General features: G+C 43.0%; 13 protein-coding genes. 4 read left to right on the top strand and 9 right to left on the bottom strand.

What is annotated here, in order from left to right:
• Positions 1-311 precede the first annotated feature (311 nt).
• The 3 genes from ABID99_RS08095 to ABID99_RS08085 form a co-directional block, all read right to left on the bottom strand.
• The gene (locus ABID99_RS08095; protein ID WP_373613394.1) at positions 312-1,304 is read right to left on the bottom strand and encodes a Hint domain-containing protein; all 993 of its coding nucleotides are present in this window, start codon (positions 1,302-1,304) and stop codon (positions 312-314) included.
• A gap of 120 nt (positions 1,305-1,424) precedes the next feature.
• Complete coding sequence (locus ABID99_RS08090) at positions 1,425-2,594, bottom strand: histidinol-phosphate transaminase (RefSeq protein ID WP_112654333.1); 1,170 nt, start codon at positions 2,592-2,594, stop codon at positions 1,425-1,427.
• 32 nt (positions 2,595-2,626) lie between these two features.
• The gene (locus ABID99_RS08085; RefSeq protein WP_354483800.1) at positions 2,627-4,210 is read right to left on the bottom strand and encodes an FAD-dependent oxidoreductase; all 1,584 of its coding nucleotides are present in this window, start codon (positions 4,208-4,210) and stop codon (positions 2,627-2,629) included.
• Positions 4,211-4,891: 681 nt separating this feature from the next.
• Here ABID99_RS08085 and ABID99_RS08080 point away from each other — a divergent pair.
• Entirely contained in the window at positions 4,892-5,248 is a 357-nt protein-coding gene (locus ABID99_RS08080) for a BlaI/MecI/CopY family transcriptional regulator (RefSeq protein WP_090526995.1), read from the top strand.
• A gap of 11 nt (positions 5,249-5,259) precedes the next feature.
• Positions 5,260-7,110, top strand: a complete 1,851-nt coding sequence (locus ABID99_RS08075; protein WP_373613393.1) for a M56 family metallopeptidase — start codon at positions 5,260-5,262, stop codon at positions 7,108-7,110.
• Positions 7,111-7,220: 110 nt separating this feature from the next.
• On the opposite strand, the gene ABID99_RS08070 is transcribed toward ABID99_RS08075, so the two are convergent.
• From ABID99_RS08070 to ABID99_RS08045, 6 genes are all read right to left on the bottom strand, one after another.
• Positions 7,221-8,306 carry a DNA topoisomerase IB gene (locus ABID99_RS08070; RefSeq protein ID WP_373613392.1) on the bottom strand — a complete coding sequence of 362 codons (1,086 nt, stop codon included), beginning with the start codon at positions 8,304-8,306 and terminating at the stop codon, positions 7,221-7,223.
• A gap of 457 nt (positions 8,307-8,763) precedes the next feature.
• Entirely contained in the window at positions 8,764-11,040 is a 2,277-nt protein-coding gene (locus ABID99_RS08065) for a GH92 family glycosyl hydrolase (protein WP_373613391.1), read from the bottom strand.
• A gap of 67 nt (positions 11,041-11,107) precedes the next feature.
• Positions 11,108-13,225: an alpha-L-fucosidase gene (locus ABID99_RS08060; RefSeq protein ID WP_373613390.1), complete on the bottom strand. Its 2,118-nt coding sequence runs from the start codon at positions 13,223-13,225 to the stop codon at positions 11,108-11,110.
• Positions 13,226-13,241: 16 nt separating this feature from the next.
• Positions 13,242-15,536, bottom strand: a complete 2,295-nt coding sequence (locus tag ABID99_RS08055) for a family 20 glycosylhydrolase (protein WP_373613389.1) — start codon at positions 15,534-15,536, stop codon at positions 13,242-13,244.
• Between the two features lie 13 nt (positions 15,537-15,549).
• Entirely contained in the window at positions 15,550-18,222 is a 2,673-nt protein-coding gene (locus ABID99_RS08050; RefSeq protein ID WP_373613388.1) for a glycoside hydrolase family 2 TIM barrel-domain containing protein, read from the bottom strand.
• 257 nt (positions 18,223-18,479) lie between these two features.
• Complete coding sequence (locus ABID99_RS08045; protein ID WP_373613387.1) at positions 18,480-19,919, bottom strand: alpha-L-fucosidase; 1,440 nt, start codon at positions 19,917-19,919, stop codon at positions 18,480-18,482.
• 181 nt (positions 19,920-20,100) lie between these two features.
• Between ABID99_RS08045 and ABID99_RS08040 the strand changes: the two genes are divergently transcribed.
• Both ABID99_RS08040 and ABID99_RS08035 read left to right on the top strand, forming a co-directional pair.
• Positions 20,101-20,700, top strand: a complete 600-nt coding sequence (locus tag ABID99_RS08040; RefSeq protein WP_176627486.1) for an RNA polymerase sigma-70 factor — start codon at positions 20,101-20,103, stop codon at positions 20,698-20,700.
• Positions 20,701-20,794: 94 nt separating this feature from the next.
• Entirely contained in the window at positions 20,795-21,892 is a 1,098-nt protein-coding gene (locus tag ABID99_RS08035; protein WP_373613386.1) for a FecR family protein, read from the top strand.
• The last annotated feature ends 173 nt before the right edge of the window (positions 21,893-22,065 follow it).

Genomic DNA, 22,065 nt, shown 5'->3' with positions numbered 1-22,065 from the left:
CCGATAGTTAACCTGGCCGGACTACGCATTGCTGCCGACATTGTTAAGAAACTAAGTATTTTAGGAATAACTCAAGGTTCCTCCACGAGTTTAAGTTTGCTCACAAAATTGCTTGTCGTTTAAACAGCAAGTCGTCGTGTTTCGCCCCTCTGGGGGCAAAGGGCATTCTATAACTTTACGAGCTACAAGCCTTTTGCACCTTTGGTGCATCTGTCCTTGGGCAATTAATACATGTTTAATAAATTGTAAAATCCCCCAGAGGGGGAACAGGTTTGTAGAAATTGATTAAAGCAGAGAAAGGGAACACTAAATTACTTTTGCATTACCATTACACCATTCATGAGCAGGGTGCTACCGCCATCGGCAACAATGTTATATACTCTTTGTACACCGCCCGCGTGTTCTGTTTTTTGCAGTACGGTGAAAGTTTCATATTTGCCGGTTAGCTCGTTCAGGCAAAGTACTTCCTGGCCGGTAGCTACCTCTCCTATTTTTATATTGCCCTGTTTGGTTAACATAGGGTGATTAGGTGTTGCCTGTAACACTTTACTATTCAGTTTTACCTGCCTGCCTTCGGCCGTGTTTTTTGTTTGGGCCGATACCAGTACCAGTTGCGTTAAAGCGTAGTTTTTGGCCTCATGTATGGTAAGCTCTTTTACTTTTACAGCTGCACTTTTTTTAGTCAACGGATCAACCGTTATTACCTCATCGCCACTTTTCACAGCTTTCAACATTTTTTTATCGCCATTGGCCATGGTAACCAGTTCTTCGCCAGGGAAACAGATATCATTGCCATAGGTAGCTGCCTCTTCCTTCAGATCCTTACCCGCGTTAAGTGCCTTATATTGTTGAAAGCTAACTTCCTTTGACAGCACGTACGACAGCTTCAGGATAAAGTTCTGCTCCACTTTGTTGATATTATCAATATCCTGAAAATACTGCTCCCAAACTTTAGCATCGGCAGTAAAATCGGGCACGAGGGCTTTGTAAAGCTTGCCTTTTTCGTTGGTATAAAACACCATCAGACCTATTTCCTGCATACCTTCTTTGGCAACCAGTTTATACAGGTCGATACGTTTTTTCAAGCCGTCGGCCCCGGTTATAAAATAAGGCTTACGGTTTTCATAACGGTCAAGTACGTAGGTATTTTCAAATTTAACGTAGGTGTCATTATCCAAATTAGCAATCGCGAATGATTGCGCCTTTTTATACTCATCCATAGTAAGCGGACGAGGGTTTACTGTTTGCCCCTTGGCAAAATAAAGTGATGAGCTTAGTAGTATTGTTAATGTTAGTTTGTGCATTTTAGAAAAGATTCAAGATATCAGGATTCAAGAGCCAAGAAGTTTGCTGTAATTTTCAGAGCCGGGAGCAAGAAACTTTTCTTCTTGTCTCCTGACTCTTGATTTCATGCTTCTTAAAACTCAGGACAATTGTTTAAACGCATCGGCAAAGGCTTCCATTTCGTCCATGCGGCCAATGCTTACGCGGCACCAGTCTTTGCCGTTAAATTGCCAGTTACGAATGCCTACGCCGCGCTTCATCATTTCGCCGACAAATTTTTTGCCGTCCATTTTCAGCGGGAACATGACAAAGTTTGCCGATGAAGGGATGTATTCATATCCCTCTTTTTTAAGTACTGAGTACAGATACTCCTTAGAAGCATTTGTTTTTTCCAGGGTTTCTTTCAGAAATGCTTCTTCGCGGTAACCCGCTATGGCAGCGGCGAGTGTAGTTGCGCTAATACTCCAGGCCTGGGTAGTGTATTTTTCAAATGTTTTGATGGTATCCGGCTGTGATATAATATACCCGAGCCTTAAGCCGGCAAAGCCATAAAGTTTTGAAAAGGTGCGTGCAACTATCACATTATTACCCGCTTTAACAGAACTGATCATACTTGCAGCCTTCGGATCAGGCAGGTAATCTATGTAAGCTTCGTCAACAAAAACAGTTGTTTTTTTTGATACCCGCTCGCAAAAGGCCTTTAACTTTTCGGTATCAACCACAGTAGCGGTTGGGTTATTGGGATTGCATATATAAACCAAACCGGTATTGTCATCAACCTTTGCTTCCATGGCGTCCAGGTCGAGTTTATAATCGGCGGTCAGGGGCACTTTTACCCATTTTCCCTCAAGCGCCTGTGCCCTGCCTGGCAGGTCATCATATGAAGGGTCGCCGGTGATTACGCTTTTACCACCTTTGGTAAAATGCATAGCAGCGGCAAGTAAAAGCGGAGTTGAACCCGCATCCATCAGTATATTATTTGAGTTTACGCCTTCGTACGCAGCAATTTTCCCATAAATCTGGGACAGCTGCATAAAAGGGTACTGATAACTTTTATCAATAGCATCCTGAATGGCTTTTTTAACAGTAGCCGATGGGCCAAACGGATTCTCGTTAGCAAGGAGCCTTGCTTTTAATTCAAAGCCTGCATTGGTAATAGCTTCCTGGTCGGTTAGGCCGCGGGTTAAGGGTTTAAATACACGGGCCGGCATGGCTGCCAGCTTACCAATTGTTCCTGAAAAAAGGGCCAGTCCCCCGGCCATAAATGCACTGGATTTGATCCAGTTTCTGCGGTTAATTGTACTTGACATGGTGGTGGTATTTAATGTTTTTTAACGTCGTTTTATTTTTGAACCGGGTATTGGGTACGCTGGTTGGTAACCCTTGCATGTACAGCGGCAACCGTGCTCCTGGCCGATTCAAAGGCACCGGCCATCCAGGCATTCAGGTATGTCAAATGCTCACCTGCAAAATATACCTGCTTATCGGGCTTTAACAGTACCGGGTATTGTGTTTTGCGGGTTTCTGTGGTATAAACCGCCCATCCGCCTAAATTATATTTTGTTTTATGCCAGCTTACCGAAAACGAGCTTTCAAACTCCTTGTCATATTGCGGGTGAATCAGCCTGCCTTTTTCCAGCGCGAACTTCTCCCTTTCGGCGTAGCCTAAAGCGCCGATCTTTTGCGCTTTTTCGTTAAAGTTGTAATATCCAATCAAGATACCCTTTTTTCCTAAATAATCATAGGATGGATAAAAAATCTGCGTTAAATCATTGTTAGTGTGCGTTATACCCCCGTATATATGTTCATCCTCCTCCCAAAACCTGCGTTTAAACTGCAGGCCAATCTTCCCGGTTTGGTTATAGCTGATATAATCAATAGCACGGCTAACATCACCGCTGAAATTATTGCTGATATTGCTTAGTACCGGCAGCGGAATAGTGCAAATACACAGGTCGCCGTTTAAGGTATGCTCTCCTGTAGCGTCTTTATAAGTTATCTTAACACCATCAGGTACATTATTAATGGCAGTAACCTCCGCACCCGTTTTTATTGACGGCGCCACTTTCTTTTCCAATGCTTTAGCTATCTGATCCATACCCCCCACGGCCTGAAACATGGTCATCTGCAGTTCGTAGGTATATTCGGCCACATTATAAAAATCGGGATCCATCAAACCGGAATGCAGCAGATCGGCCAATTTATGCGGATCAGCAACTTTACCGGGCTTGTCGCCGGCTCCCGGCGTTTCGGCATAACCCCGGCGTGCCGAAGCTTTGTACAGTTTATCAACATCCAATCCACCTTCGGCTTGCAGGTATTCGATGATCTTTTCGCCGTCCTCTTTGGTAAAGCTGCTATCGAGACTACCGTGGTCAATGCTTTTAGCCAGCATTTCGGTCATGTATCCACGGATATCATTATGCACCTCCCTAACCTTTATCTTTTTGTTGGATAAAGGGCCTTTGCCTTCGGCAAAGTAATAAGCGCCTTCATTTACATTGTTATAAACCTGAATAGGCACCCCCAGCTCTTTACAGTAATGCAGCGTAAGCTCATGGTTGTGTGGTATGCGCGATGGGCCGGCATTGAAATATTGGCCGGCATCAAAACGGGCTGTAGCCGCAGGCTTATCAATTTCGGTATTGGTACTGCCGTTACGAATACTAAAGCAGCGACCGCCGGTGCGTTGCCGCGCCTCCAAAATGGTACATTGATAGCCGAGCTTACCAAGCTCATAGGCACAGGTCATGCCGGCTAACCCGGCCCCTAAAATAATAATGTGTTTGCCTTTGCCGCTGCCCTCAAGATTGAAAGCATGTGCTGGCGATGGTTTCAATAAACCAAGGGCAAGCATAGCGGGATAAGCACCGCCAGCCAACATGGCACCTTTACTTAAAAAGTCCCTGCGGGTAATAGTTTTCAATAAGCGCGTATTTATGTTTTACAATCAACTCTGGTTTAAATATAGTTTTTTGTTTGCTTTTATGTTAAGCGTAAAACAACTTTTGTTACAGCTTTTATAAAATTAACAACGTTGTTTTGATGACCGGGGAATTTATGTTAAGATATGGTTGATGTTTTTGTCTGAACTCGAATTTTAGTCTGAATCAGAATTTTCAGAATTAATGAATTAACAAAATAACAGGCAAATTCAATAAATTATAACAATTGGTCTAACTCGGGTTCAGACAATTTCAAAGTAACATCCTGCCAATCCATTAATCCTAAAAATCATGGTTCAGATTAAGGGCGTTGCCTGCGGCCGGGCTTTCCGCTCATACGCCTGCAGGCCTTACGCTCATTGGCTGGTATCCGCTCCTCTCCCTAACGCATTTGTCTGAATCAGAATTTTCAGAATTATAAAATTTTCAGAATTGGTAATTTTCATGGAAGTAGCATTCAGTTAATTCTTAAATCTGTTAATTCTGATTAAGACAAGATTCTGTAAATTCTAAAATCCTGTTAATTCTGATTCGGACAACCTCCTAATCACTGATCTCCAATCACTAACCTCTCCTCCCAAACGTTAAATTCTGTTAAAAAGTTAAAATAAATTTGCATTACTACGAATAGTTCGTAGATTTACGAAACAATCGTAAAAACAATGGAAAAACTATCGCAACAAGAGGAAGAAGCAATGCAAGCGGTGTGGCAATCGGGCCCGGGATTTATCAAGGATTTTTTAGATCAGCTGGCCGAACCTAAGCCACCCTACACCACCCTTGCCTCAACCATAAAAAACCTGGAACGCAAAGGATTTTTGAAAAGCGAAAAATTAGGCAACTCGTTCCGCTACCTGCCCCTGATACAAGAAGAGGAATATAAAAAGCGCTTTATGAGCGGTTTTGTAAGCGACTATTTTCAAAACTCCTATAAAGACCTGGTGACGTTTTTTGCCAACGAAAAAAAGATCAGCGCTACCGACCTGAAAGAGATCATTAAACTCATTGAAAAACAATAAACCTTACAACCATGCCGGCAACATTTGTTTTTTTACTGAAAGTGAACATAGCCCTGCTATTGTTTTGCGCGGGCTATTACCTGGTGCTAAGGCCCCTTACCTTTTATACACTTAACCGGATCTATTTACTTGCGGCAATCCTGTTTGCCAGTATTTATCCACAGATCAATTTTTCGGCTTTTGTGCAGCGGCACGAAGAACTGGCCAAACCTATGGAGCAAATAGCCCTTAACTGGCAGTCGCCGGCTCAACTGGTGAACCAGCCGGTTCAAACATTTGATTACTGGTACTGGCTGAGCATTATTTTCTGGACGGGTGCCGGTTTGCTGCTCATCCGCCTGGCCTTGCAGCTTTTTTCCCTTTTACGATTGTATAAAAACTCCAAACCTCAATACATAGGCGGCCATTTGGTAAGGGTAATGGATAAAGACGCGGCGCCATTTTCATTTTGGCGAAGCATTTATGTAAACCCCGCCAAACATGAACCCGCCGATCTGAAATCAATCCTGCTGCATGAGCAGGTACACGTAAACCAGTGGCATACTGCCGATATTTTGTTAGCCGAGCTCAGCAGCATTTTCTACTGGTTTAACCCGGGCATCTGGCTTATTAAGCGGGCGGTAAGGGAAAACATCGAGTTTATTACTGATCGAAAGATCCTCAAAAACGGTATCGACAGTAAAGCATACCAATACAGTTTGGTTAATGTAAGCTTTAACAACAACCAACCCGGCATTGTAAACCATTTCAATATTTCAACTATAAAAAAACGGATAATCATGATGAACGCGAAAAGATCGTCGAAACTTAACCTCACCCGCTACGCTTTTGTAGTGCCGGCCGTTATGGCCCTGTTGCTGGTATTCAGCATTTCAAAAGCTGACTTTGCCAAACCGGTGAGGATCACCCTTGCCGCCGCGGTACAACCACTGGCCAGGATCATTAACATCAATGCAGAGGAAATTCCATCTGCAAAACCGGTAAAAGCAGGTAAACCAATCCACAAAACACCTGCTGCAAAACCAATGGTTACACCCGCGGCCGTGCCTCAACCCTCACTTACACCATTAATAGCTATCGCGCCAATGGCCGTCAAACCGGATACTAATAAAGAGCTAAAGATATCTTTTGCATTCATTAAAAAAGATTCTTTGGTATTTGTGATAAATGGCGTGGTATCTACCAGTAAAACCCTCGATCCGACAAAAATCGAGAACATGTATATACTTACCGGCGATAACGCCCGGAAGTTTGTAAAAATTGATGATGACAAACCTGTTAAAGTTGCTTACATAATTACTAAAGACGCTCCTAATAAGGACGAGCTCGAAAAAGATGTACCCAACATTACTTTTAAAAAGGTTAACACCAACCTAAGCGGCTATACTGTGCTAAATGACAATGACAATATTAACGTAGTTGGTCCGGTTAGTAAAAGTGGTGGTAAAACTTACAGCAATGTAAAAACTTACATTTCAAAAAACACTACCAGCTCATCAAGCGGAACTGGCAGTAGCAGCATAACCATAAACGGCGTAAAAGCTAAACCAACGGCCCTTTCATACAGCATAAAATCCGATGATGACGCGATAGTGGCAAATGGAGGCGATGTGGTTGTTACCGGCTACGGCAAAAAAGCAAACGTTAAGGCGTTAAACGTTAACGGAATGAGCATTATGACTAATGGCGATAAAGACCCATTAATTGTAATAGACGGTAAAACCAGTTCCATAGAAGCCTTTAAAAAACTTAATCCCGACAAAATAGAAAGCATTTCGATATTGAAAGGCGATGACAGTACGAAAAAATACGGCGATAAAGCCAAAGACGGTGTAGTAGTGATTACCACCCGTAAAAAGTAAAATAATTGGTTGATTAAGTTGGATTAGGTGAGTAGTTTTATTTCGATAAAATCAGTTAATAGTTAATAGAAATAACCACTCTCTTAAGCAACTTTAAACATAATCAACCTTCAACTGGCCTCGGCCAGTTTTTCCGTTTCCAGCAGGTTGAGTAAGGCTTTCTCAGCAATATTAAGTTCGGCGGCTTTTACCTCTTCGCGTTCATCAAGCTGGCTGATATACTTAAAAATGGTGCCTTCTTCATAACTTTTAATAACCGATGGGTGCACGTAGTACTTTTTACAAACAGTACGCGTGTTCCCAAGGTTTATCGCTACTTCATCCAAAACACTCACAATCTTCTTTTTACATTCTGTTACGCTATTGAACTCCCCGGCTTCTTTAAAGGCGTATAGCGCACTCACACTGCCGGCCCAGGTACGGAAATCCTTGGCTGTAAAATCCTCGCCGGTTATTTCGTGCAGGTAATTATTGATATCGCCTGAACCAACACTGCAACGGGTTCCATCCTCATTATAGTATTGAAAAAGCTCTTTTCCCGGAATATCCCGGCATTGCTTTACTAAACGGGCCAGCTTACGGCTCTGGAGCGATACTTTGTGAAACACCCCTTTTTTACCTTTAAACTCAAATCGTAAATTAGAACCTTCAACCTTTACATGCCTGTTTTGCAAAGTTGTTAAACCAAATGATCCATACAACTTTTTGTACGACTCATTCCCTACCCTGATACTTGTCAATTCCATTAACCTTACCACAAGTGCCACTACCTTTTCATGACCAAGATCACGTCTTGCCAGATCTTTATCTACCTGCTCACGAATAGCAGGCAAATGCGCCGCGAAAGTTTGCATGCGATGATATTTGGATTGGTTGCGGATCTGGTTCCAGTGAGCATGGTAACGATATTGCTTGCGCCCGGCTGCATCGGTACCCGTAAATTGCAGGTGACTGTTATCATACGGCGAGATCCAAACATTAGTGTATGCCGGCGGAATCACCAGCTTATTGAACCTTGTTATCAGCTCTTTGTCTTTTACCAGATTACCATCCGCATCATAATAGCTCCAACCCTTGCCCGATTTTTTGCGGGTATAACCTGGTGATGAATCAGAAACATAACGCAGGCCGACTGCCTTTGCAGTGATCTTAGGATCGCGGCCAATTCTTTCGAGCTTTTTGAGGAGACGGTTCATGCTGGGATAACATACCGAACGGGGATTAAGTTTTAATTAGGAATTTATCATATGGAGATATTTCTGCAAGTTCAAGCGTGCTAACACCGGCCACAAGCTGAATTATTGCAAATCTTTCGCGTAACCCCTACGTCAAATCAAACAACTGATAATCAGTTATTTAATTTAATAATTTTCAAATTATGTTAACCCTGTCAACCCCCTCCTGCTGTCTGTGTTATCATGCTATCGCATAATTTGGTAAATCCTGTTTCATTGGAAAAGGTAAGCAGCCTGTTGGTGCGATGATAACATCGACCATGCGCAAAAATTAAAAAAGGATGCCCGCCGGGCATCCCTTTTTAATTCAATAAACTCATCTCATTGCTGTATGGTACGAAGCAATCGCATGCTGTACATGGCGGCTCTGCTTCCGTGCGATTGCCGCGCTGCGCTCGCAATGACGTATCGATAGGATCTACTTCAACACCGAAACCGCCTTGTTAGCTTCCCCAACGCCCCAAACAGTGCCAGGTTTATCGCCCATAGTAATTACCAGTTCGCCGCCCTGCATAACATCTGTATGTTTGATATAAGCTTTGGTATAATCGGCACCGTTCAATGTCATAGCCTGGATGTACTTGTTTTTAGGGCCGTTATTTTTAACAACTACATGGAATTTCTTATTGCCTTGTAATTGTAGCGTAGCTTCATTTACTACCGGACTGCCGAATACATATAGGCCATTAGCCGGGTTAACCGGGTAAAAACCAACTGCGGATAACACGTACCATGCCGACATCTGGCCAACATCTTCATTACCGATAATACCATCTGGTTTATCAGTATAAAAATCATCAAGGATAAACCTCACTTTTTCGGCTGTTTTCCATGGCTTGCCCGAGTAAGCGTAGTAATAGCTCATCGGGTGGCTCGGCTCGTTACCGTGGGCATATTGACCGATCAAACCAGATACATCCGGCGACTTAAATTTACCCATATCGCCCTGGGCAATAAATAATGAATCCAATTTAGTATTGAACTTATCAACGCCACCCAGCATATCAATCAAACCTTCCACATCCTGCGGAACAAGGAAGGTATATTGCCAGCCGTTGCCTTCGGTAAAGTCGCCGGTTTCATGGATAGAAATGAACGGGCTGTAAGGTGTACGCCATGCATCCTGCGATAAACGCCCACGCATAAAACCAGCTTTGGCATCATAATAGTTTTTGTAGTAGGCACCGCGTTTGCTGAAGTAAGCATAGTCTTCTGTTTTGCCTAATTTTTTGGCTACCTGTGCCAGGCTCCAATCGTCAATGGCATATTCAAGACCCATTGAAACTGATTCCCGGCTGCTATCTGCCGGGATATAGCCATATTTTTTCACATATTTGATACCACGGTCATCGCCCATAGCGGTGGTTTTCATGGCCTCGTAAGCTAAATTGGCATCAAAGCCTTTATAACCTTTTAAGAGAGCATCGGCTACAACAGGTACTGCGCTGTAGCCCACCATACAATTGGTTTCATTAGCCATCAAATGCCAAACCGGCAAACTGCCCTGTTGCTGGTAGATAGCCAGCATAGAGTTGATCATATCATTCACATGCTCCGGGTGGATAATGGTTGACAACGGGTTGTTGGATCGATACGTATCCCATAATGAAAAGGTGGTTACATTATTGAAACCTTCGTTTTTGTGCACCTTTTTATCGGTTCCCCAGTATTCGCCATTTACATCGTTAAAAATAGACGGCGCTATCATAGTGTGATAAAAAGCTGTATAAAACTTCTTCATCTGAGACAATGAATCAGCTTTGATCACAATTTTCTGGAATTGCTTATTCCAGGCTGCATCGGCATCTGTAACAACTTTATTGAAATCCCAGCCCGGGATCTCCGCCTTAATATTAAGTATGGCATTTTCTGCGCTTACCGGCGAGATTCCCACTTTAGCGTAAACCACTTCACCTTTGGTGGTAGTAAAACTGATTACGCCTTTTACCTTTTCCCCTTTTAGCTCAGTACCTTTAACGTTGGCCGTACTGTCATAAACCGCGAAAGTTTTAATGGGCTTTGAAAACACGGCAGTAAAGTAAATACGCTGATCATCTGCCCAGCCTTTGGAAAAGCGGTAGCCGCAAATGGTATTCTTGTCAACCTGTTTAATATAGGTTTCCATTGGCCTGTCCCAGCCGATGCCTTCCTGCAAATCGATGAGGATGTGCGCATCTTTTGACGCCGGGAAAGTGTACTTATGCATACCAACACGGGTACTGGCAGTAAGCTCAACGCCGATATCATATTTTTTAAGCTTTACTTTATAATATCCGGGTTTTACAACCTCATCCTTGTGACTGAACAACGACACATAACCACTTTTTAAATCTTTGTTACTGCCCTTGCATACGTTGATTGGCCCGGTTGTTGGCATAAAAGAAATATCGCCTAAATCACCTATGCCGGTACCGCTCAGGTGGGTATGCTGGAAGCCGATGATGGTAGAATCAGAAATGTGATAACCGGAGCACCAGTCCCAGCCTTCAGAAATGTTGGTTGGGCCTAACTGCACGGCACCAAAGGGAACGTTTGCGCCCACAAAAACGTGACCGTGGAAACCGGTACCGATGTACGGATCGACATATTGCGTTAAACCGCCTGCTTTTTTCATAGGCTGCGATTGATGCCTTTGTGCCTGGGAGCTTAAATTAACCAGGGCCAGTAAACTGGCCAAAACGAGTTGTTTTTTCATTCTTTACTTAAATGATAGTATTGAGGTTTATATTGCTGCCAATTAAACCCCAATACTTAATAGATTATTAATAAACGCTTAATTCGGCTACGGTAATACCATTGCCTGCAATTACATGCGTAGCTTCAAATTTAATATAACGCGCGCTAACCTCCTGCTTTAATGCGACAGGCTGCTCAATTGGGTTCGATTTGATATTAGAAAACTCGCCCGACGCCACCTTTTCCCAGGTTTTGCCGTCGTTGCTGACATAAAACACGTAGCTATCAACAATGCCCTGGGCCTGTTTATCCTGCCTTGGCAAATAGCCAAATGCTTTTATCTTTTGTTCTTTACCCAAATCAACGCATATCTGCTGCGGGAATTGCGCATCTTCTTTTTTCAGTGTGCTGTAAAGACTACCGGTATTTTCATCAAAGGCATTTTCGGCCTTGTTCCATTGGTCATTAGCCGCAGTAGCATCCACTAATTTCCAATCGGTTTTAGCAAAGCCGAATGATGCATAAGCGCTTTCACTTTGTTGATTTTTACCTTCAAAGCTCCGGGCTTTTACTACTCCGCCCTCATTAAGCACAAACGGCTTGGTATAAACCGGAGAGCTCGATGTTGGCTCATGCCCGTCAAGCGTATAGCGTATCGCGCTTACCGGCGCTTCGGTGGTAATACTAATCTCTCCTTTTTTATTGCGTGATACTTTTGGTGCTGTTAAATGCACCGGCTCTTTATATATTCCGAAATCGCTCAAGGCAATAGCCACCGGCGAAGCAGTAACCCTCAGCCGTAATTTACTTGCAGTGATATTTTGCGTTAAACGGATCAGCCTGTTACCTCCAATACTGGTAGCCGAGCCAATCTGCTCCCATTTGCCATTTAAATAAGCATCTACGGCAACGGCTTCAATACGCTGTCCAAGCTTGATATTTTCGCGCAGGCGGATCACATTAAATGTTTTAGGTGAATGCAGATCGATAGTTAATTCAGGAGTAGTCACTTTATCGTCAGTTGCCCAATAGCTGTAACGGTTGTCATCTAACAAAAACTGCGGACCGAATTTGGCTTTGTTGCCACCACGCACATTACTGGCTGTTAGTGTTGCGCCTTTTGCCAAGTTTATCGCGAAGGTTTGTTTAACCAGGTTACCAAACTCGGTTAATGATTTAACATCGATCTCGTTAATAATACCACGCGGATCAGGAGATAAACCCAAATCAAGCGCCGCACCACGGCCTACACTTTTGTAATACAGATCGAGCAAGGTATAAGGCGATTTCACACCTTCATCCTGTGTTTTATGGTAAAACCATCCGGGGCGTAATGAAACATCGCACTCGGCAGGCATCCAGTATTTACCGTTACGGGTGCCTTCGGTGCCTTCGTAATCTTTCACATAACCATTAGCCGGGGTTTTGCCTTCATCAGGAGCATGTGGTGTATAAGTTGCCCAGCAGGTTTCGCCCGCATGACCTTCCTCATTACCTACCCAACGCACATCCGGGCCAACATCGCCAAATAAAACAGCATTCGGTTGTAGTTTGCGGGTTATAGCCCAGGTAGTATCCCAGCCATAATAAGTTGAACGGTCAATTTTTCGCACTTCTCGTTTGCCGCCATAGTAGCCATCGCCCCCGTTAGCACCATCGTGCCATGAAATAAACAGCGGGCCATAATTGGTATACAATTCCTTCAGTTGTTCACGATAGATCTTCACATATTCGGCGGTGCCGTAGTTGGGGTTGTTCCTGTCCCATGGCGAGCAGTATACACCCAGTTTCATGCCGAGTTTATCGCAAGCTTCGCGATATTCTTTCAGCATATCGCCCTTACCATTTTTATATGGGCTTTTGGTGATATTGTGCTCCGTAGTTTTAGTTGGCCAAATACAAAAACCATCGTGGTGTTTGGCAACCACAACTACACCCTTAAAACCGCCGGCTTTTGCGGCTGCCACAATCTGCAGTGCACTAAACTGCGATGGGTTGAAAATCTTTGGGTCTTCATCGCCAAAGCCCCACTCCTTGTTGGTATAAGTATCAACGCCGTAATGGATAATGCAATACATCCCGGTTTCCTGCCAGTTAAGCTGCCCTTGTGTAGGCAATACGCCATAAGGTTTAGGAGCAGTTTGGCCGAAACCGTTTAAACCGGCCGTAAGTAATAATAAGGCAATGCCTGTAAACTTCTTCATAATTGGTATCAGATAATTAGTTTTTGAACCATGATGACGGCACATCCTGTGGGGCCGAGCCATTAACACTATATTTCAGCAACAGCTTAAAGCCGCCACCGCCTTCAATAAAATCAAGCTTAAACGGATGCGCACCCATTTTAAGGGCAACCTGCCCGCTCCGTTCCTGTGCCGAGTGATTGCCATCGTTATCTACAACCGTTTTATCGCCAATGTAAAGTACGCCACCATCATCGCAGGTTAAATAAAAGCTGTAAATACCATCAGCTGGCACATCGATGTAACCTTTGTAAGTGATACCAAATGACGGAGCTTTAACCGTAGCAGGTACTTCTATTTTATCAGTACTAAACGTGCTGTCAACCTTTGCATTTTGCATTAACGCAGTCTTTTTAAAGAAAGCCTTATAATAAGTAGCTGTAAGCCCGGGTTTTGGCGGGGCAATTTTTACCGGGCCAAGCATTTGCTGTTGTGTGTAGTTCAAATTATAAACATCACCACGTGTCCCGGTTGGTGTAAACGCGGCAACCCTTACCAATTCCGACTTTGAAATAGTTAATGGAGATGGCAATACAGGTGATTTAGCATCTGGCAAAGTACCATCGGTAGTATAGCGGATAGTCAAGCTTGGTAATGGAGATGCTATGCTTAGCTTGCCTTCATCTGTGAAAACATATTGGTTAAGCAAATTTGGCAGATCGGGCAAACGATAATTGATCTTCATCGCGTCCATTCTTTTATATTGTTGAGTTAAACGCTGCAGGTATGAATCGTATTCACTTTCCTTATGTGTCCACAGCATTTCGGACAATGCGGTTAAACGTGGCATATACATATAATCGGCACGTTTTTCTGAAGGAATCATTTCTGACCAGAGATTAGCCTGTGCGCCGATAATTGATTTTGCTTCTTCTGCATTCAGCACTTTTGGTACCGGATTAAAATGATATACTTTACTGACGGAATACTGATCTGGCTGATTGTCGAAATAAAGTGGTTCGCCGGGCGTCATGATCACGGTATTGCCATTCTTCACAGCTTTAACCGGTGCATCAGGTACCCAGGTACGCCAGTACATGATAATAGCTGTAGGGCTAATACCACCTTCAATAACCTCATCCCAACCAATCAACTTACGACCTTTGGAATTGAAGAATTTCTCCATACGGTTAATAAAATAACTGTGCAAGCCGGCCAGGTCTTTAATACCTTCTTTAGCCATCAGGGCTTTACAAGCATCTGATTTGCCCCAATTGGTGCGATCAACCTCATCGCCGCCAATGTGGATATATTTTGACGGGAAGATCTGCATGATCTCGGTAAACACATTCTCGGCAAACTCAAAGGTGCTTTCGTTACACGGGCAGATAGGCTTGGTGAACAGCTCGCCCCATTTATTTTCGCCATCACAGGTTAAAAACGGGTATGAGTTAATGGCAGCCATCATGTGACCCGGCATGTCAATTTCCGGAACGATATCAATATGCCTTGCAGCAGCATAAGCAACAACGCCTTTCATTTCCTCCTGCGTATAAAAACCACCGTACATGGTTTTGCCATTTTTTTGAACGATGTGCTCTTTATCGATCACAAAATCGGGATTGTCCTTAGCCTTTTTCATGCAGGCCGAATCCTGGTTATTGAACGTACGCCATGCGCCAGCTTCGGTAAGCAGCGGGTATTTTTTTATTTCGATACGCCAGCCTTGATCATCCGTTAAATGCAGGTGCAGCTTATTCATTTTGTACAAAGCCATCCGGTCGATAAACTTTTTCAGGTAACTTACCGAGAAGAAGTGCCTCGATACATCCACATGCATACCACGCCATTCGTAAACAGGTGCATCCTCTATAGCCACAACCGGCAATGACAATTGCCTTTGCACAACACCAGCTTCTATACCAACGGGCAATAACTGACGAATGGTTTCTATCGCATGAAATACGCCGGCCGGATCTTTCGCGCGGATAACCACCTGCTCTTTAGTAACACTCATGCGATAAGCTTCGGGAGTAGTTATGCTTGCATCATAAACAAGATTTATGGCGTGGGCCTTCTTTATCTTGCTCACTTCAACAGGCGTGCCTAAACCTTTGCGCAACAAATCCTTCAAGGCATAAGCTTCGGTATTAAAAGCGCCGGCATTTACAATAGCCGTTTTAGAGGTGATAGTAAATGAGCCCTCTCCCGCAGTTAATTGGGCAGGATAAGGTATCAACGGAAATTTCGACGCCGTTTCCTGGGCATTAACACCACTTGTACAGGCAAGCAATAATGCTGCAGCCGACAAATATTTTGAAATAGTCTTCATTGTCTTCTTTTTGTTATTTGTCGATAGATATAGTACGTTCTGTTATGTTCCAGCCTCCAATAGTTACTGCAAGGTTTTTATCTGCACCTGGATTATGGTCGATAACAACTTTTTTAGTTTGTCCCGGCAATACCGTTACATAATTATCACTGTAAAAGGCCGGGAGGACGCGTTGTTTCGTATCAGCATTAACTAAAGACAGGCGGTTGAAAAATGCAAGCGCGCCATTACCTTCGTTGGTCAGCGTTACTTCTACTTTGCCATTTTTCAAATACCTGGCTGTAGCTCCTAAAGTACCTTTCGGCATTTTTTGTAAGCCGGAAAAATCGCCGTTACCATCGGGTAACCAATAAATATTTTCGCTGATCACTTCTTTATCTGACTTAAGCAGTTGCAGGCAAAGGAAAACGCCTTTGTCTTTTGCTTCTTTTTCAATCTCTCTTTTAAGCGACAAATAGCGTTTGGTAGTAGTTGGGGTTACATCAGCAAAAACCTTTGTTAACACTTTCTCCTTGCCATCCATATCATAAGTTTTGACTACCAGCAGCATATTACTATGCGTTTTAAATGTATTGTTAGCCACCATTACCATACCATCTGTTTGGTTGTACATGATATGTAAAGGTTCACTGCCATTATGCAAGCCGTAAAGACAAGCATTAGGATCAAGGTAATAATCATACATCTGGCCGCGCATGGCTGTCCATGGGTTTTGGGTTTTCCAGATGATTGTACCGGTATACCAATCCCACATATGAGAGCTGAAGCCCTCCATCAAAGCACGGTATTGATCATAGTTTACCAACTGTGCTTTGGTTGCAAAGTCTTCAACGTTTTTAGCCTTGCCGTATTTATCAATAAAACCGTCGTAGCCGATATATTTATGATACTCCCACACCGGGTCTGTTTTAGTTTTTCCGGTAGATGCATCAAACTCAGGCACAACCATATTTTCGGCAGGAATAAAGCGTTTTAATGATTCATAATCGCTAACACCAACCGACCCTACTTCCGAATTGAACGGATAAGTTTGATGATCCCAGAAAGTTGTAAGGCTTTGGATACCATAAGGGCCATCGCCATTACCGCCCTGTACATTGCGCGACATTTCTTCGGAATTTGAATATGGAATAAACCAGCGCGTATTATCCAGCTTTGGCATAATGGTATCGCGCAGGGCTGCAAAAATGTCTTCAGGCGGAGTGATCTCGTTGCCACCGCACCAGATAGCCAGCGACGGGAAGTTACGTACCAGTTTAACCTGGTCGGCAACTGATTTTAAATATAGGTCATGATCATCAGGATATTTACGCCGGGTCCATTGATCATCAGCCTTCATTGGATCTATCCAGCGGCCGTTACAATCGCCCGATCCCCACATATCCTGAAAAACCAGCATACCGTATTTATCGCAAGCCTCATAAAACTCCGGGCGTTCAATCAGCGCACCACCCCAAACACGGATCAGGTTCAGGTTCATATCACGGTGAAAACGAACTTCGGCATCATAACGGGCATCGCTGAAACGCAACATCTGATCAGAGATGATCCAGTTACCGCCTTTAATAAATACCTTTTGGCCGTTCACATTAACCTGGCGACTTTCGGTTTTATTGTTCCACTCGGTAGTGATCTGGCGTACGCCAACTTCAATGCGTTTTTGGTCGGATAGCTTGCCACCCGCTACAAACTGCAAATTAAGCTTATACAAATTTTGCGGACCGTAGCCATTAGGCCACCAAAGCTTAGGGTTTTTAAGGCTGTAATCCGCCAGTTTAACTTCCTGTTTTGAATTGGCTTTTAGTGTAACCGACTGCAATACCAGCTTGCCATCTAAATTATATTGTAAAGTACCGCTAACTGCAGCACCTGTAGCGTTTTCAACCTCAGCCGAAACTTGGACAATAGCAGGCTGTTGTGCACCTTCCGGCTGACGAACACCCGGAACAAGCGTAACCACATGCGGATCTTTAATAACCACAGCACCCGTATGCTCAATGGTTACTTTATCCCAAATGCCGGTATTGCGGTCGCGGATGGGCTGGATCCAGTCCCAGCCTGCCGTATATTGAATGCCTACGCCACGCGCTATAGTGCCATCACCGCCCTGACCGCCGTTGGGGTTACCAACAACATCAGGAGGGTATACTACAACAGCTAAACGATTATTGCCGTTTTTGCTCAGCCATTTGGTAACATTATAGCTTTGGCGTAAAAACATGCCTTTATGCAGCTTGCTATTAAGTTTATGCCCGTTAAGGAAAACATCGCAGCTATAGTTTACCCCACGAAAATTAAGATAGGTTTGATTACTGCCGGTTGGCGCGGCCTCTTTAAAATCTTTGGCGAACCAGTAGGTATAATAATCGCGGCCAACTTTATAGATATCAGGGATTTTCTCATTATTCATCCCGTAAAATGGATCAGGTACCTGTTTGTTGGCTACCTGGGTTGTAAGCACCGTTCCAGGTACTACTGCAGGATTCCATGCAGCCAGATCATAATTGGCTTGAGATATAATAGTGCCATTATCTTTAACACTATTCATTGACGTACATTTCCAGCCGCTGTTAAGCTCATAACTGGTTTGTGCCCCCGCGTTTTGATAAACGCCAGAAGCGAGGACGGATAACACTAATGAAAATTTAAACAATGCAGATCTGCCTGCCGAACGGGTTGTTGTCATTTATTTGGGTTGGATGGATAATCAAAATTAAAAACTGCAAAATCATTTTAGCTGTAAAAACTTGGCTATATAATATGGGATTTTGTCGGTATAATTGTCATTTAGACGAGTATACAGGGCATTTTTGGTAGTAATCAGGAGAAATCTTGTACCCCCCTGTAAATTTGCCCATCGCTTGTACAAGATTTCGCCTCACCTTTCTTAGCCCTATCCTATTCGTCGAAATGACATTGTGGTTATTTGGTTGTTATGAATTATTAATAAACTATTTTAAAACCAGCCGCTTCATTAAGCCCGCTCGCTTGTTGTAATTTTGCAGGGATACTGATATCAATACCATCAGTCACCTGTTTCCATTTAAGGCTTTGAGTGCTTCCAAGCAGGGTAACTTTCTTTACCTTTTTAATGTCTTTTAATTTTACTGATACGGTAGCAGGCAAAACCACTCTTTCCCGATCGCTCAAAGCAAAGGCATAAATGGTGTTGCTGTTTTTGGCTTTAGTATAATATATATTACCTGTTGAATATGGCGCTACCGACTGGCTGGCATAAATACCTTCACCGTTAATCTTCATCCATTGGCTAATGCCCTGCAGGCGTTCGTACGCTACGGGGTCCCAATCGCCATCAGGACCTGGGCCTATATTCATAAGCAGGTTGCCGCCACGCGATACGATCTTTACCAATAACTGAACTATTTGTTGCACTGATTTATAATGGTCGCCCGGAACATAGCTCCACGAATTGCCCATAGTTATACAGCTCTCCCAGGGATGATCAAGAGGTGCTTCGGGTACCTCCTGCTCAGGGGTAGTGTAATTTTCGTATTTGCCTGCTACGGTACGGTCAACCACTATTAATCCGGGTTGCTTTTGCCTGCCCATAGCGGCTATTCTTGGCATGTCAATATCCTGGTCAAACTTAATTCCTCGCTGCCATTCTATGGTAGTATCAACACTGCTTTTCGGGCGTACCCATCCCCCATCAAGCCATAAAATATCAACCTTGCCATAATCGCTCATGAGCTCGCTGATCTGGTTATAGGTAAAATCTTTAAACTTTTGCCAGCGTTCAGGATATTTTTTCGGATCGTAATTTACGTTACGATCTTTAGGCGGGAAGTATGGCCACCAGTAATTTTCGGTGTGCCAGTCGGGCTTTGAAAAGTAAGCGCCAATCATAAAGTTATCTTTACGGAAAGCGTCGAAGATCTCCTTAGTTACATTGCTCCTTGGATTGCTTGAAAAAGGTGTTTTGCTGCTGGTGATCTTATAATCGGTTTCTTTGGTATCAAACATGCAAAAGCCATCGTGGTGCTTGGTAGTGAAAATCACATATTTCATTCCGGCATCTTTGGCCGCCTTTACCCATTTTTCGGGATTGAATTTGGTTGGGTTAAAAGTTGTTTGGAGATTTTCGTATGCCGCCTTATAACCATTATAGGTAGCGCCGTACGGACCGCGGCGTTGTGTCCAGCCTTCATCCTCGGGGCAAATGCTCCAGCTTTCAACTACCCCCCACTGGCTGTAGGTACCCCAGTGCATAAACAAACCGAACTTAAGATCCTGCCAATTTGCAATTTTTTGCTCAACTGCAGGGTCGCCTGCAGGAACATATTGCTTTGACATATTGTGCTGTTGTCCAAACACTTCAAAGCAGCCGAAAACCAAAAGAAATACTGTAAATAATCGTTTCATCAAGCTATTATTTTATTAATTACTGACAATTTTATATGGTGTATTGCTTACACACTTTTTAAAATTTTTTAAAAAACATTGCAACTTACATCAATTAATTTCATTTTTCGATTTTAATATGTTATTATTGTTACACCATTATTAAGTTTAAATTTAGTTGATTAATTAAAAAATCTTCGGTTTGAGAGACAGAAAAGTTGATACGCTAAAATTATGGAAACTCATTTGCAACAATGATGACGAGAACGCTTTTGAGTTGTTTTTCCATGTCCTTAACAACTCGCTCATTAAATTTTGTGTACTCTACGTACATCAACGGGAGATTGCCGAAGAAATAGTTTCGGACGTGTTTGTAAAATGCTGGCTTAACCGTAAAAACCTTACCGAAATTCAAAACCCTGAAACCTATTTATTTGTAGCGGTAAAAAACCAATCGCTAAACCACATCAAAAAATACTCAACTATTCACGTTGTACAAATTGAAGAAACCAATACGGTAGAATTTGTAAACACCTATAACCCTCAAAAGGAAATTGAAAACAAAGAGCTTATTTTTAGGATGGACCAGGCCATAGCCGGTTTACCCCAACAATGCCGAATTGTTTTCAGACTGATAAAAGAGGATGGTATGAAGTATAAGGAAGTGGCCGAAATTCTTAATATTTCGCCCCGCACGGTACAAACGCAACTTTTCAGAGCGATCAAGAAGCTTAGTGTCGTTTTGACACAATACAATAAACACCACGAAGCTGTGTTAAAACCAATGCAATCAACATTTTAGGGAGCACAATTGTAATTTTCAATTATTTTTTTTAACCTTGTAAGTAATTAACCTAAATAAGTTGTCCTATCATAAATAAGGATGCAATTATACGATGGGCAATGATAAATTTATAGAGTTGGTGGGCAAAAAATTGTCGAATGAAATCAGCTCTGATGAAAATAATGAATTTCAGCGTTGCTTAGCTAATGATGCTTCCCTTCGTGAACAATACGAAGCCCTTTCTGCTTACTGGAAACATAGCGATGCCCAATATGCCGACAATGCCCTCGCCTTTCAAAAAATAAAGTCAAAAATTAAAGCACAGGAAGTTATTGAACCTGCAGCGGCCATTAACCCCGTTAAAAAGGGCACGATGCATTATCTTTGGCGTGCTGCGGCCGCTGTTGTTTTAATAGCAGGTTGCGCGTACCTTTTTTATTCAAAAACAGTTACTTTGGGCCACGGAATTGCAAGCACAACATCCGCCGCCTGGCAAAATAAAAATACGTCTGCCCGCGATAAATCAACCATTGTATTAACCGACGGTACACGTATCACTCTTAATTCGCAAAGTTCGTTAAGATATCCAACAAACTTCACAGGCAAAACCCGCGAAGTTTATTTAAGCGGCGAAGCCTTTTTTGATGTACATAAAGATCATGAACACCCGTTCATTATCCATACCGAAAAAATGAACATTAAGGTGCTGGGTACCGCTTTTAACGTTAAATCATACCCCGATGATCCGTCAAGTGAAACAACCCTGATCAGGGGCGCCATTGAAGTTACCCTTGACGACCGGCCATCGGACAGGATCATTTTAAAACCAAGCGAAAAACTGATTGTTAAAAAGGGCTCGTTTACTACTGTACGTAAAAACCAGGCCAAGCTTTCACCAGCTACCGACAGCAGTGCCGGTACGCAATATGTCTTAACCAGCTTTACCCGCCTTCACCAGGACGACAGTGCCATTTTAGAAACCTCCTGGACACAGAATAAACTCATTTTCAGGGACGAAAGCTTTGCCGACCTCGCCATGCGCATGGAACGCTGGTATGGTGTTGAGATCAAATTTAAAAATGATGAAATGAAAAAGTACCGTTTCAGCGGCACTTATGAAAAAGAATCCATCACCCAGGCTCTTGACGCATTACGCATTACCGAAGATTTTCATTACAAAATTAAAAACGCTGCCATTTATATCTACTAACTAATAATTCTACAGTTAGTTATCAGTACATTTGTTCCCATCAGTTGGCTTGGCTGTGCTTTACAATATTCGTAATTGTTACCTACCAATTCGGTCATTTTACACTATTACCTGTGCTAATTATAAAATTTATGTAAATTTAGGCATCCCCAATGGATGTTGGCGACAGGTTT

Source organism: Mucilaginibacter sp. OAE612 (assembly GCF_041806395.1).
Taxonomy (GTDB): Bacteria; Bacteroidota; Bacteroidia; order Sphingobacteriales; family Sphingobacteriaceae; genus Mucilaginibacter; species Mucilaginibacter rubeus.
This window is presented reverse-complemented; position numbering and strand designations above follow the sequence as displayed.